Genomic DNA, 13,784 nt, shown 5'->3' on the forward strand with positions numbered 1-13,784 from the left:
CGATTTAAAGCACTTTTTATCAGAACTTTACTCTGACCCCGACCAAAAACTACTCACTAATAACTACCGGCTACTCACTGATAAAACTGGTGCCCCCAGGGGAATTCGAATCCCCGCCGCAGCCTTGAAAGGGCTGTGTCCTGGGCCACTAGACGATGGGGGCAGCACCAAAAACCTTGAAAATGAAATGGTGAGCCGTGAAGGACTCGAACCTTCGACACCCGGATTAAAAGTCCGGTGCTCTACCAACTGAGCTAACGGCCCAAATCTATAGGACCCCTTGGCTCGGGCCAAAACCACTTTAAGGTAGGATTTTCGCAAGACCAAACCAAAGCCCTTTTGGACAGCAACCAACAGGGTATCAACCTTAAGCTTTGCTGTCAAGAAGTTTTACCGGGCAAACCAAGCTTAATGCCTAAAGTGGCGCCTGCCCGTAAAGACCATGGCAATCTTCTGCTCATCGCAAGCCGCTATTACTTCGTCATCCTTGACTGAGCCGCCAGGTTGAATGATGGCCTTCACCCCAACTTTAGCCAGTGCATCGATGGAGTCACGAAACGGGAAGAAGGCATCGGACGCGACAACCGCTCCTTTGCAGGCCGCCGGTCCGCCCGCCTTTTTGATGGCAAGCTCGGAAGAGTCGACCCGGCTCATCTGACCGGCTCCGATGCCAAGTGCCTTTAAATCTTTGGCCAGAACGATGGCATTCGATTTGACGTATTTGGCCACCCGCCAGGCAAAGAGAAGATCTTCGAACTCCGACTCCGTGGGCTTGGCCTTGGTTGCGACCTTCATATCGGCCCTGCCCTCTCTTATGACATCTTTCTCTTGAACCAAGATTCCACCGTCCACCCGCTTGATATCGAAGCCCTTGTCCTCACCTTCGCGCTCCTCGCCCATATACATCAGACGGATGTTCTTCTTGCTCGTCAGTATCTCCAAGGCCTCCTCGAGATAGGCCGGAGCGATGACCGCTTCCACGAAGGTCTCGTTTATCTTGGCTGCAACTGCCTCATCGACAGGCCGGTTCAAAGCGATTATGCCGCCAAAGGCCGAGATCGGATCGACAGCGTGGGCCTTTTCGTAGGCCGAGAGGATATCGCCGCTTAAGGCCACGCCGCAGGGGTTGTTGTGCTTGATGACGACGGCGGCCGGCACGGTGAACTCGATGCAGAGCGACCAGGCCGCTTCTAAGTCCAGGATGTTGTTGAAGGAGAGCTCAATGCCGTGGAGCTGCTCGGCTTGGGTCAGGGAGTGCTTGGGCGGATTTAGGTCGCTGTAGTAGGCGGCCTTTTGGTGGGGATTTTCACCATAGCGAAGTGACTGTATCTTCTTAAACCTCAAATTCAGGACGCTCGGAAACTCCTCGTCTCCGGCCAGATACTGGTTGATCAAGCTATCGTATTCAGCGGTCACCCTGAAAACTTCTTTAGCCAGCTCAAAGCGGGTCTCTCTTAAGGTGGCCCCGTCGTTTGATCTCATCTCTTCGATCACATCGCCATATCTCTTGGGATCGACGATGACGGTAACGCCCTCGAAGTTCTTGGCCGCCGAGCGGAGCATGGAGGGACCGCCGATATCTATCTGCTCTATGGCCTCGGGCAAAGTCACACCCTTTTTGGCGATAGTTTCAGCAAAAGGGTAGAGGTTGACGACGACCATGTCGATCGGGATGATATTATGCTCTGCGATCTTGCCCATATGTTCCTTGCTATCTCTGATGGCAAGGAGTCCGCCGTGGATAGCGGGATGGAGCGTCTTTACCCGGCCATCCAGCATCTCGGGAAAACCGGTCACCTCAAAGATGCTGATGACTTTGAGCCCCGCGTCCTTTAGGGCCTTGGCCGTGCCGCCCGTCGAGACTATCTCGGCCCCAAAACTCGCAAGTTCCTTGGCGAAATCGACGATCCCTTCCTTGTCGGAAACGCTAATGAGAGCCCTCTTGATCTTGACCTTGTCCATCACGCCTCACCTTTCTTGAGTATCCTTACCCTTCTTCCCCCTACCTCTAAACATCCTTTCGCAAATAGGCCTATAGCCTTGGGATATATACGATACTCTGCCTGGTGAATCCTGCTCATCAGGCTCTCTTCGTCGTCGTCCTCCTCGACATATACCGCCTCCTGCAAAATGATTGGGCCGCTGTCCAAGCCCTCGTCGACAAAGTGGACCGTCACCCCGCTCACCTTGACCCCGTACTCCAAGGCATCCCTCACCCCGTGGGTTCCGGGAAAGGCGGGAAGGAGAGAGGGGTGGATATTCATCATCTTCCCCTCAAAGGCCTGGGCCAGGTTGAGACCGGCAAGGAGCATGTAGCCGGCCAAGACGACCAGATCTATCTCATGCTCACGCAGAATCTTTACCAGCTCGGCGTCGTAGTCGAATCTGGTCTCAAAAGCGAGGCGGTCGATGAAGAGGGCTTTTATGCCGTGCCTTTCGGCCCGCTTCAGGGCGTAAGCCTCTTTGACGTTGCTTAGAACTAAGGCCACCTCGGCCGGGATCTCGCCCCTTTGGCAGGAGTCGATGATGGCCTGCAAGTTGGTTCCGCTACCCGAGGCGAGCACGGCCAGCCTTACCATCTTAGACATATTCGACCCCTTCTGCCCCACGTGCGACTTCGCCGATCTCAAAAACCGTCTCGCCCGTCTCCTCGAAGGCCCGCTTAACCGAAGGGGCCACCTCTTTGGAGACGACAACCGCCATGCCGATGCCCATGTTGAAGGCCTTAAACATCTCGGGCTCAGTCACGCCCCCCTCAAAGCGGATGAGCTCAAATACCCTTGGAACGCTCCAGGATGATTTGTCTATCTTAGCCCCAAGACCTTCTGGGATAATTCTTGGCAAATTTTCGGTGATGCCGCCTCCGGTGATGTGGGAGATGCCTTTAAGATCGAACTCGCCCAAGATTTTAAGTATCGAGCGGGCGTAGATTCTGGTCGGGGTGAGGAGCTCTTGGCCCAGGGTCTTACCGAGCTTGGGCAAGTTTTCGCCAAGTCTCTGATAGCCTTCTTTGAAGAAGATGCTCCGCACCAGGGAATAGCCGTTGCTATGGAGGCCGGAGGAGGCAAGACCGAGTATCTTATCGCCCGGCTCTATTTTGGAGCCGTCGATTATCTTCTCTTTTTCGACGATGCCGACGCAGAAACCGGCCAAATCGTAGTCGCCCTCATCCATTACGCCAGGATGCTCAGCCGTCTCGCCGCCAAGCAGAGCGCAGCCGGCCATCTTGCAACCCTCGGCTATTCCGGTAACGATGGTTGCCACCTTTTCGGGAACGAGTTTGCCGATGGCGATGTAGTCCAGCAAGAAGAGGGGCTCGGCCCCAAGTGCCACCACATCGTCTGCGCACATGGCCACAAGATCGATGCCGACGCTACCGTGGAGATCCATCATCTGGGCAAGCTTTAACTTGGTGCCCACCCCATCGGCCCCAGAGACCAGCACGGGCTCTTTATATCTCGATTTATCCAGAGCGAAGAGTCCGCCAAAGCCGCCGATTCTGCCCAAGACTTCGGGACGCTTGGTGGAGCGAACCGCCCCGCCCATCAGGCCCACGGCCCTAGCTCCCGCCTCAATATCCACGCCTGATTTTTGATAGGTCGCCCCTTCACCTTCGGACATATATCTCCTTTTAAGGGCCTTAGCCCTCCAGCATCTCCTTGGAAGGACCAAGTCCTCTAGATATCGCTATGGGATAGTCCCCGTCAAAGCAGGCCGCGCAGAATGATTCCTTTTCGCGGCCGGTCGCGTCGATCATGCCTTCCAAGCTCAAGTAGCCGAGGCTGTCCGCCCCGATAAACTGCCTAATCTCTTCGACACTCTTTTGCGAGCCTATCAGGTCTTCTTTCTGAGCTGTATCTATGCCGTAGTAGCAGGGATCGGAGACGGGCGGTGAGCTGATGCGCATGTGGATCTCGCTCGCCCCGGCCTCCCTTAACATCTGAACTATCTGCTTGCTGGTCGTACCCCTGACTATGGAATCATCCACCACGACCAGGCGTTTGCCTTGGATGACCTCTTTGAGCGGATTTAGCTTCATCTTGACGCCCATCTGGCGAATGGCTTGGGTCGGCTCAATGAAGGTCCGCCCAACGTAGCGGTTCTTGATCATCCCCTCGCCGAAGGGGATGCCTGACTCAAAGGCATAACCGATGGCGGCCGATGTCCCCGAATCGGGAACCGGGATGACAAGGTCGGCCTGGGCCGACTGCTCTTTGGCCAGATTGCTCCCCATCTTGCTCCTGATGTTATAGAGGAGCTTGCCGTAGAGATGGCTGTCTGGCCGGGCGAAGTAGACGAGTTCGAATATGCAGAGTGACTCCTTATTTGAGGGTAGGAGCTGGGTGGAGGTCAAGCCCCTCTCGTCGATGACGACCATCTCGCCAGGGCTCACGTCGCGAATGAACTCGGCCCCTAGGATATCGAAGCCGCAGGTCTCCGAGGAGATGACATAGTGGCCGTTGATTCTGCCCACCGAGAGCGGCCTTATCCCATGAGGATCGCGAAAGGCTATCAGTTTATCCTCGGTGATCAGGGTGACCGAATAGGCCCCTTTGAGCATGGCGGCCGTCTTCTTAATCCCCTCTTCGATACCTGAACCGGAGAAGCGGGCGATGAGGGAAGCGATCATCTCGCTGTCGCTGGTCGATTCGAAGCGGTCGCCGTCATTGGTAAGAACCATGCGAAGCTCTTTGGAGTTGACCAGATTGCCGTTGTGGGCCAGGGCCAAGCTGCCGTGAGCATATATCTTGTGGATGGGCTGGGCGTTCTCCCAGCGGTTGGAGCCGGTCGTCGAATACCTAGTATGACCGATGGCGATATCACCCTCAAGGCTGCTTAGACTGTCTTCGCTGAAGACCTGAGGGACCAGGCCCATATCCTTGAAGATGATGACATTGTTATGATCCGATACGGCGATGCCGGCGCTCTCCTGACCCCGATGCTGCAGGGCGTAGAGACCGAAATAGGTCAGACGAGCCACGTCCTCACCCGGCGCGTAGATTCCGAAGACCCCGCAGGCCTCCTCAAAGCGGTCGGTTAGCCGGCCCGCTTGCCTGTCATGATTTAACTTGCCCCTCAAAACCTCACCCCAAAAATGGAAGATATTATAGGTTCTCCCTTACATAGGTTACTGCGTTTTGGAAGAATTTTAAACCGGCTCCCTCACTGGGCAGACCATCCCTGGTCCAGGTGGGATGGTGAAGATCCAAGATGAAGTCCTCAGGGTGGGGCATCATGCCAAAGATGTGCCCGCTCGGATCAGAGATGCCGGCGATATCGTCGATGGAGCCGTTTGGATTGTGGGGATAGCCGGCCGCCTGGCCGTTTCTATCCACATACCTCAAGGCTACCTGGCCGCTCCTTTTCAGTTCGCTTAAAGTCTCGTCGGAGTCGACCATAAATTTGCCCTCTCCGTGGCAGACCGGAACGTAGATGAGCTCATCCATCCCCTTGGTAAAGACACACTTGGAGGCAGGGTCGACTTTAAGATAGACCCAGCGATCCTCGAATTTGCCGCTGTCATTGAAGGTCAAGGTGGTCCTTTGGCTTGCATAGTCGCCGCCTATTCCCGGAAGAAGACCCAGCTTGACCATGACCTGAAAACCGTTGCAGACCCCAAATATCAGCTTGCCGGCCGCTATGAAATCGAGCACCTCGCCCAAGAGTTTATTTTTCAGCTTGCCCGCGAGGACCTTGCCCGAGGCGATGTCGTCGCCGAAGGAGAAACCGCCCGGCAACATCAGGATGTCGAACCTCTTGAGGCTGCCTCTCTTTTCGGCCAGACTGTTTATGTGAATCCTCTCAACCTGGGCTCCGGCGGAAATAAGAGCGGCCGTGGCGTCCATATCCCTATTGATTCCGGCCGCCAGAAGCACGCAGGCGTTTACCCTTTTCAACATCGTCTCACCTTCACCTACCAGTCAAGCGGCGCCTTCCAGACCGCTTTGAGTTCGAATATATCGTATGAAAGGATTGCGCTCCCGCTCCTGCCGATGACGGCAAGAAGCGGCTCATCTTTTATCTTGCCGAGCATGCTAAAGGGAGAACCCGCCATCTTGGCCTCGAAGCTTTCGGCCTTATCGGGCGCAACCGTCACGAGCAGCCTTGCGTTGCTCTCGGAAAAGAGCATCTCGGCCTCGGTCAGATCCCCCTCGGTTTTAAGGTTTCTAAGATCTATCTCCATTCCAAGTCCGCCGGCAAAAGCCGTCTCGGCGGCGGCTACGGCCAAACCCCCCTCTGAAAGATCGTGGCAGGAGGCAACCAGCCCCTCGTTCATAGCCGAGTGAAGGAGATTATACATCCGCCTTGCCGCCGGAGCGTCCAGAAGCGGGGCCTTTCCAAAATCGAGTCCATTTACCATGTTATAGTGAGAGCCGCCCATCTCGGAGCGGGTAACGCCCAAAAGATAGACCTTGTCGCCGGCTCGTTTGGCGTCCATGGTGACGGCGCCCCGGACGTCGCCGATTCGGCCGATGGCCGAGATGAGAAGGGTCGGCGGAATCGACAAGGTCTCTCCGCCCAGCTCATATTCGTTGTGAAAACTGTCTTTTCCGGAAATGAAGGGGGTCCCCAGCCCAACGGCCGCATCATGGCAGCCCTTGGCCGCTCTGACCAGTTGAGCCAGCTTAAAATCTCCTTGCGGGTTCTCGAAAGAGAGAATGGGGTTGCCCCAACAGAAATTATCCAAGATAGCGATATGTTCTGGATCGGCCCCGACGCAGGCGGCGTTTCTAACCGCCTCATCGACGGCCGAGACGGCCATGGCGTAAGGGTCGATCTTGCCGAAGGAAGGATTGATGCCGTTTGAGACGACCACCCCCTCATCCCTGCCAAAGAGCGGCTTTAAGACGGCCGCATCCGATGGGCCGTCCTCGGCCGCCCCGACCAAGGGCTTGACGACGCTCGCCCCTTTGACCTCGTGGTCATATTGGCGGATGACCCACTCCTTGCTACAGACATTGTAGCTGGATAGAATGGCTTTGAGGCTCTTTAAAGAGTCACACTCCTCAAAGGGGCCCGTCTCTTTGGGCTCGCTCCACTTAGCCACCAGTTCATCCTTGGGCAGGCCGCCATGGACGAATTCCATATCCAGAAAGAGGACGGTCTTGCCCTCGCATCGCACGTGAACCTTGCCACTCGATTTGAACTCACCAATCACTGTGGCTTCCACATCCCACTTCTTCATGACGTTCAAAAAAGCATCGACCTTCTTGGGCGAGACGGCGACCGTCATCCTCTCTTGAGATTCGGAGACCCAGAGCTCCCAGGGGTCGAGACCGGGATATTTGACCGGGGCCTTTTCTATATCGACCAGACAGCCATCGGAGAGCTCGGCCATCTCGCCGACCGATGAGCTCAAACCGCCCGCCCCGTTATCTGTGATGGCATCAAAGAGAGCCTCGTCTCTGGCCTCCAAGAGGGCATCCATCATCTTCTTCTGGACGATGGGAGCCCCTATCTGAACGGCGGCCGTCGAAGTCGTCTCCTCCAGCTTAACGGAAGAGAAGGTTGCCCCGTGGATGCCGTCCTTACCGATTCGCCCCCCGACCATGACGATCAGGTCGCCATCTTCTATCTTTTTGATGTGGCTCTCCCGACCTTTGATGACCTTTGGCATGATGCCGCCGGTTCCGCAGTAGACCAGAGGATTATAGACATAGGCCTCGTCAAAGAGGATGGCCCCATTGACCGTGGGGATACCCATCTTGTTTCCGCCATGCTCGACGCCTCGCCTGACCCCTTTGAATATCCGCTTGGGACTCAATACCTTGCTCGGCAGCTTACCGGAGGGAAAATCGGGCGGACCGAAACAGAAGACATCGGTATTGAAGATGAGGTCGGCTCCAAGGCCGGTGCCGAGCGGATCGCGGTTGACCCCGACGATGCCGGTCAAGGCCCCGCCGTAAGGGTCGAGGGCTGAAGGGTGATTATGTGTTTCAACCTTGAAGACCAGGTTATAGTCGTCGGTAAATGATATTATGCCGGCGTTATCCTCAAAGACCGAGACAAGGAAGTCCTTGCCCACCTCTTCGGTCGCCCGCTTGATGTACGTCGAAAAGAGGCCGTCTATTTTCTCCGTCTTGCCGTCCTCTTCATAAACTATTCTAGCGTTGAATATCTTGTGCTTGCAATGTTCCGACCAGGTCTGAGCGAGCATCTCCAGTTCCACGTCGGTCGGCTTTGCGGACAAGCCCACCTCTTTTCGCTCCCGTATGACCTCTTTCTCTTTGAAGTAGTCCCGGATGGCGACCATCTCCTTGATGGCCAAAGAGAGGGTCCCTTCACTGCTGATCCTTAATAGTTCATCATCGCTCACGTCCAGATCGACTTCTACGACCCGATAGCCCTTGGTTTTTCCGGCCGAAAGGTGCCCCTTTATGATCTCCTCTTTGTGGGAGCCGTCTTTGGGGGTGAAGATGAAGTAATCCTCGATGATGGGGTTGGCCAAAAGCCCGGTCGCAATCGCTCCGGCCTCTTCTTTTGTAAGATCGCCGTCGATCAGGTAGATGCGGGAGGTATGAACGGCCCCATCACTTGGAAAGGAAGCGCCCAGAAGATCGGCTATCCCCTCCTTAGTGGTCATGGCCACATTATCTGTCACCCCGGGTTTGTAGCCGACCTCGATGGCCAGGTCGAAGTCTGAGAAGAGAGCCCGCTCGGAGGAGATTTGGATTACGGGGTCAGTTAAGAGTTCATCCTTGATCCTTATTATATCCGCCTCGGCGAAGTCGGCCGCAATGGTATATACCTCTACGGTTCTCACCCCGTCGACATCGATCATGAGATCTTCCGATATCGACCTCTTAACCGATTCTCCAAGGGCGTCTGTGACGCCTTCCTTGAAACCAACCTCGATGCGGTAAATCTTCAAACTTTAAGTTCCTCTCCGGTCAGGCGCCTAAAGGCCTCAAGATATCTCTTTCTCGTCCCCTCGATGACCTCTTCTGAAAGGCGGGGGGCAGGTGGCTCGTGGTTCCAGCCGATTTCATCCAAATAATCGCGGACGAATTGCTTGTCGAAGCTCTTCTGACTGCAGCCGGGGCAGTACTCGGCCTTATCCCAGAACCTCGATGAATCTGGGGTAAATATCTCATCTATCAGCATCGGCTCGCCCTCAAACTCTCCAAATTCGAACTTGGTATCGGCGATGATGATGCCGCGCTCCTCGGCAAATTCGGAGGCGAATTTATACAGCTTAATGCTAGCCTCTTTGAGGCGGGCTGCGATCTTCTCGCCGACTATCTCCTGCATCTGATCGAAGGTGATGTTCTCATCGTGGCCACTTTCGGCCTTGGTCGAGGGAGTAAAGATCGGCTCGAATAATTTGTCTGATTCCACAAGCCCCTTGGCAAGCTCTATCCCGCAGACGCTCCCCATCTTTTTATACTCGCTCCAAGCCGAGCCGGAGAGATAGCCGCGGACCACGCATTCGACCGGATAGACTTGGGCTTGTTTGACCAGCATGCTTCGGCCCTTTAGGTGCTCCTCCATGCTTTCGAGCTCGACCGGAAGGTCGCCCACTTCGGTTGAGATGAGATGATTCTTGATGATATCTTGGGTTTTGCCGAACCAGAAGGCCGAAAGCAGAGTCAAGACGCGCCCCTTGCTTGGGATATCGTCGGGTAGAATCGAGTCATAAGCTGAGATGCGGTCGGTCGCGACCAGAACCAGGCGGTCACCAAAATCATAGATGTCTCTGACCTTGCCTTGTTTTGCCGGTTTTATCAAGTTACCACCTCAAATGGGATATAAGGAGCTTTTTTACTGCGCCTGTTACAAGGACAATTATAGACGACTTGTAACAAGATTTGCCACTGATTTGAGCCGGCTTTTAGAGCAATGATCGTTGACGGAAAGGGGGCCGGCCGGACACTACCCTGAACAGCTATTTTTTAGGTTTATTGAATTATCTTGAAAAATATAGAAAAAAGTATTGACAAGAGAGAGAGAGTAATAGTGTATTAATAGTGGTCATCACCTTTTTGGTGGTGATTGACGAAAAGGCTGGGAACGTATGCCCCGTGAAGAATTTGGACGAAAGGAGGTGAAGAAGTAAATCGGCAGAAATATAAGAGCTACCCCCAAATAGCGAAAGGCGCAAAACTTAAAACTATTCAAAGGGTAGCAAGGTTAGTTTAGCACTTACACTGTGGATTTAACAGAAATGTAAACCAAAGGGAGGATGTGTATAGGCATGAAGACAAGAAAGACTTCAAAATCTTTCATCGCATTATTGCTTGCTTGCGTCATATTAACGACCTTTGTAACTCCTGTGTTTGCAGAAAGAGGCGACCACGACTTTAAAACTAAGTCTAGCTTAGACACGAATCAAAAACAAGTGAAATTGCCAAACTTGCCAAGCAGAACGGGATTTCGGAAAAGCTAATTTAAAACCTATAATCTCGCAACCTCGTTCTGCTTGGTATAGAAAGGTGGGCCATTAAATGAAAGATTACATCTGGGGACAGACACAAATGATTTTGCTGATATTTATAATAATCGTGTTGGCGGCAAGACCATACTTGCTTAAAAATAAATTTTTTGATAAATACTTCAATTTGACTAAATATCCCTTATTTAGGCGCATCTCACTTGGACTCATAATATTTACTATGGTTTTTATGGCGCTTACCATCTTCGCCAACTTGCACGTTGGTTTTTTCGACGGCCGATTCAAAATTGGTTTTGGCGACCCGCTCTATAGCTGGCATGCAGACTATATGGACTACGAGGGTATTCATAAAATATCTACCGGCAAGTCACAGAAGATAGCCTTAATCGATAGCGGTATCTCTGCATTTCAAGTGATGGAGGGCAATTCAATCGTCTTGACCGGCAATGATCAAGATAATAATGGCCATGGAACGATGATGTATTCGATCATAAAGGGTTATAAGGGTGATAAAGATGGCGTTTTTGGAATAGCTCCAGACGCCGAGATCGTTTCCATCAAAGTGATGGACGTAGATGAAAAAATTCAGCCTACTCTAATCGTCGAAGCTATCAAAAAGGCTATGGAGCTAAAGTGCACGGTCATTAACATCAGCATAGGAAGCTATAATTATAACCAAGAAATTTCGGACTTAATCGATCTTGCTTTATATCAAGATATCAGCGTGGTTGCTTCATCGGGCGATTATTCCAGCCCAGACATGCTCTTTCCTGCAAACAAAGATGGTGTGATATCCGTCGGCGCAATCACAGCAAACGGAATGGTCACCGATTTTACCAATGCACCAACTGAGACGATAATAAACGCGCCAGGCGATGAGATTAAAAGCGTGGATAACAAAAAAAACATCGTGGCCAATTCGGGAACTTCTCAATCATCAGCGATCATTGCCGGATACGTCGCCCTGCTAAAGGATTATGCCTCTCAAAAGAATACTAGCCTATCCAATGATGAGGTAATGCAGATACTAAAATACGTCAACCTAAACAACCGAGTGGATGAAAACGTCCTTTACATCGACGCTTTCCCCAAAATATAATAGGAGTCAATTTTGCTTCACCTCACCCAAATTTGCAAAATCTAACGTAAAGAGGGATAATGCTCCTGTGAAATAATAAAAAGCTTTAATTTAATAAGCTTTCACACCGTCCGCCGGGGCTTCACCCGGCGACGCTATTTTTTTGGAGGTATTTTTTTGATGTTAAGCAATGCAGTTGTAGAGCCAAATTTTCACGATTTGGCGCTGATTGACCCCGTTTTAAAGGCGGTCGACAAGGCCGGCTATGAGACGCCCACCCCTATCCAGATGCAGACCATCCCCCACATTTTGGAGGGCAAAGACCTCCTTGGTCAGGCCCAGACGGGCACCGGAAAGACGGCCGCCTTTGCCCTGCCGATCCTCTCTAGGATAGATCTTAAGAGGGCCGAGCCCCAAGTCTTGGTCTTGACTCCCACAAGGGAGCTGGCTATCCAGGTGGCCGAATCATTCCAGGAGTATGCCTCCCATATGAGCGGCTTTCATGTGCTGCCGATTTATGGCGGCCAAAATTACCAGGGGCAACTAAAGGGGCTCAAACGAGGCGTCCACGTGGTGGTTGGAACTCCAGGCCGGGTGATGGATCACATGAGGCAGAAGACTTTGAAGCTTGACGCTTTGACATGTCTGGTTTTGGATGAGGCCGATGAGATGCTTCGCATGGGCTTCATCGATGACGTGAAATGGATACTGGACCAGACGCCCCCCAGCCACCAGATCCTTCTCTTCTCGGCGACCATGCCCAGAGCCATCCACCAGATCGCCCAGAAATATTTGAAAGATCCGGTCGAGATAACCATCAAGGCGCAGACGGCAACCGTTGCCACCACCCGCCAGCGCTTCTGGCTGGTCGGCGGGGTCCACAAGCTCGATGCCCTGACCAGGATACTGGAGGCCGAGCCCTTCGACGGGGTGATCGTCTTCGTTAGAACCAAGACGGCTACGGTGGAGCTCGCCGCAAAGCTAGAGGCTCGCGGCTACGCCGCTTCGGCCATAAACGGCGACATCGTCCAGAGCAAACGTGAGGCCGCAATCGAGCAGCTCAAGACGGGCAAACTCGATATCCTGGTCGCAACCGACGTGGCCGCAAGGGGCCTGGACGTCGAGCGGATCAGCCATGTCATAAATTACGACGTCCCCCACGATACCGAATCATACGTCCACCGCATCGGCCGCACGGGCCGGGCCGGGCGAAGCGGCGAGGCGATCATCTTCGTTTCTCCGCGAGAAAAGAGCATGCTCTATGAGATAGAGAGGGCTACCAAGCAGAAGATTGAACCGATGCACCTGCCCTCGGCCCAGATGATAAACGACAAGCGAATCGCCCGCTTCAAAGAGCGAATCACCGACACTTTGGCCGCAAATGATCTTGACTTCTTCTACCAATTGATAGATCAATATAGGGAAGAGACCGACGTGGCTGCCATAAAGATCGCGGCAGCTCTGGCCAAACTGGTTCAGGGGAAAGAATTACTGCTTTTAAAGAGCGTGCCCGAAGAGAAGAGGCCCCCCTTCGAGCAAAGCCCAAGAAGGAACAGGCCTCCGTCCAAAGGCGGAAAACCTCACTTTGCGCCAAAGAAGAAGGGGCACAAAAAGATCTATTAATTCGACGCGTAACAACTGACTCATAAAAGCTGCTGCCAAGAGTTTCGGCATCAACGCCGCTCATATCGGATCGGCCTTATTAGTTCTTGACTCTTTGGGCTAGAGATGGCGGAGCCGGATCTTCTGAAGAACTGCTTTACCCCCAAGTCATAGCAGAAAGCCCACCGTCATGCCAAGCGTATTCAATATAACGTCGTCGATGTCGGTAGGGCGGGCTTCATGATAGCGCAAAAGTTTCCAATGAACTGAACCGATTCAACAGAGGCCGAGATGAAGAGCGAGGTCTTATTTAAAAACGTTCACCCCGACTCAATGAGATTTAATTTCAGAAATATCGGTATATAGTATTAAGTTTTTGAGGCGAGTGGTCTATGGATATGAGCCCACCAGCTTGAACTAGTAGCTAAGAGTGAATGGCAACCTGTAAAATCAAGAATACGAAAGGAGTGGTTGCCATGGGGGGGCGCGAAAGAAATACTCAGGAAAGTTTAAGCTCCAAATCGCGCTCGAAGCCATCGCCGGTGAGCGCACGACCGCAGAGATCGCGAGAGCCTACGATGTTAACCCCAACCTCATCGGCCGCTGGAAACAAGAACTTATCGACAAGGGCCACGAGCTATTTGACACCCTGGAGGTGGAGTTGACCCGCTTTAGTTGACACCCTAAGTTGATACAGAATAGATTGGTTCT

At 53.0% G+C, this 13,784-nt stretch carries 9 protein-coding genes, 2 tRNA genes and 1 pseudogene; 2 read left to right on the forward strand and 10 right to left on the reverse strand.

The annotated features are described in order from the left end of the window. Nucleotides 1-87: 87 nt before the first annotated feature. The 9 genes from QMD53_05870 to QMD53_05910 form a co-directional block, all read right to left on the reverse strand. Nucleotides 88-163, reverse strand: a tRNA-Glu gene (locus QMD53_05870). Between the two features lie 25 nt (nt 164-188). Continuing rightward, nucleotides 189-264 (reverse strand) — tRNA-Lys (locus QMD53_05875). 144 nt (nt 265-408) lie between these two features. After that, the gene (gene purH / locus QMD53_05880) at nt 409-1,962 is read right to left on the reverse strand and encodes a bifunctional phosphoribosylaminoimidazolecarboxamide formyltransferase/IMP cyclohydrolase (GenBank protein MDI6800174.1); all 1,554 of its coding nucleotides are present in this window, start codon (nt 1,960-1,962) and stop codon (nt 409-411) included. Next, a complete protein-coding gene (gene purN / locus QMD53_05885; protein ID MDI6800175.1) occupies nt 1,962-2,588 on the reverse strand; it encodes a phosphoribosylglycinamide formyltransferase in 627 nt (208 codons plus the stop codon). The genes purH and purN overlap by 1 nt, the downstream gene beginning before the upstream one ends. Next, nucleotides 2,581-3,621 (reverse strand): phosphoribosylformylglycinamidine cyclo-ligase, encoded by a 1,041-nt coding sequence (purM, locus tag QMD53_05890; GenBank protein ID MDI6800176.1) that lies wholly within the window; start codon nt 3,619-3,621, stop codon nt 2,581-2,583. The genes purN and purM overlap by 8 nt, the downstream gene beginning before the upstream one ends. Before the next feature lie 19 nt (nt 3,622-3,640). After that, entirely contained in the window at nt 3,641-5,080 is a 1,440-nt protein-coding gene (gene purF / locus QMD53_05895; GenBank protein ID MDI6800177.1) for an amidophosphoribosyltransferase, read from the reverse strand. 25 nt (nt 5,081-5,105) lie between these two features. Then, nucleotides 5,106-5,900 carry a phosphoribosylformylglycinamidine synthase I gene (purQ, locus tag QMD53_05900; protein ID MDI6800178.1) on the reverse strand — a complete coding sequence of 265 codons (795 nt, stop codon included), beginning with the start codon at nt 5,898-5,900 and terminating at the stop codon, nt 5,106-5,108. A gap of 14 nt (nt 5,901-5,914) precedes the next feature. Continuing rightward, nucleotides 5,915-8,872 carry a phosphoribosylformylglycinamidine synthase subunit PurL gene (purL, locus tag QMD53_05905; protein MDI6800179.1) on the reverse strand — a complete coding sequence of 986 codons (2,958 nt, stop codon included), beginning with the start codon at nt 8,870-8,872 and terminating at the stop codon, nt 5,915-5,917. Then, entirely contained in the window at nt 8,869-9,729 is an 861-nt protein-coding gene (locus QMD53_05910) for a phosphoribosylaminoimidazolesuccinocarboxamide synthase (GenBank protein MDI6800180.1), read from the reverse strand. The genes purL and QMD53_05910 overlap by 4 nt, the downstream gene beginning before the upstream one ends. A 716-nt stretch (nt 9,730-10,445) precedes the next feature. Between QMD53_05910 and QMD53_05915 the strand changes: the two genes are divergently transcribed. Both QMD53_05915 and QMD53_05920 read left to right on the forward strand, forming a co-directional pair. Further along, the gene (locus tag QMD53_05915; GenBank protein ID MDI6800181.1) at nt 10,446-11,492 is read left to right on the forward strand and encodes a S8 family serine peptidase; all 1,047 of its coding nucleotides are present in this window, start codon (nt 10,446-10,448) and stop codon (nt 11,490-11,492) included. A gap of 159 nt (nt 11,493-11,651) precedes the next feature. Further along, nucleotides 11,652-12,995, forward strand: a pseudogene (locus QMD53_05920) (DEAD/DEAH box helicase). Between the two features lie 577 nt (nt 12,996-13,572). On the opposite strand, the gene QMD53_05925 reads toward QMD53_05920, so the two are convergent. After that, entirely contained in the window at nt 13,573-13,707 is a 135-nt protein-coding gene (locus QMD53_05925) for a hypothetical protein (protein MDI6800182.1), read from the reverse strand. Nucleotides 13,708-13,784: the final 77 nt, after the last annotated feature.

The organism is Actinomycetota bacterium (assembly GCA_030017835.1).
GTDB lineage: Bacteria > Actinomycetota > Aquicultoria > UBA3085 > Oleimmundimicrobiaceae > Yes70-04.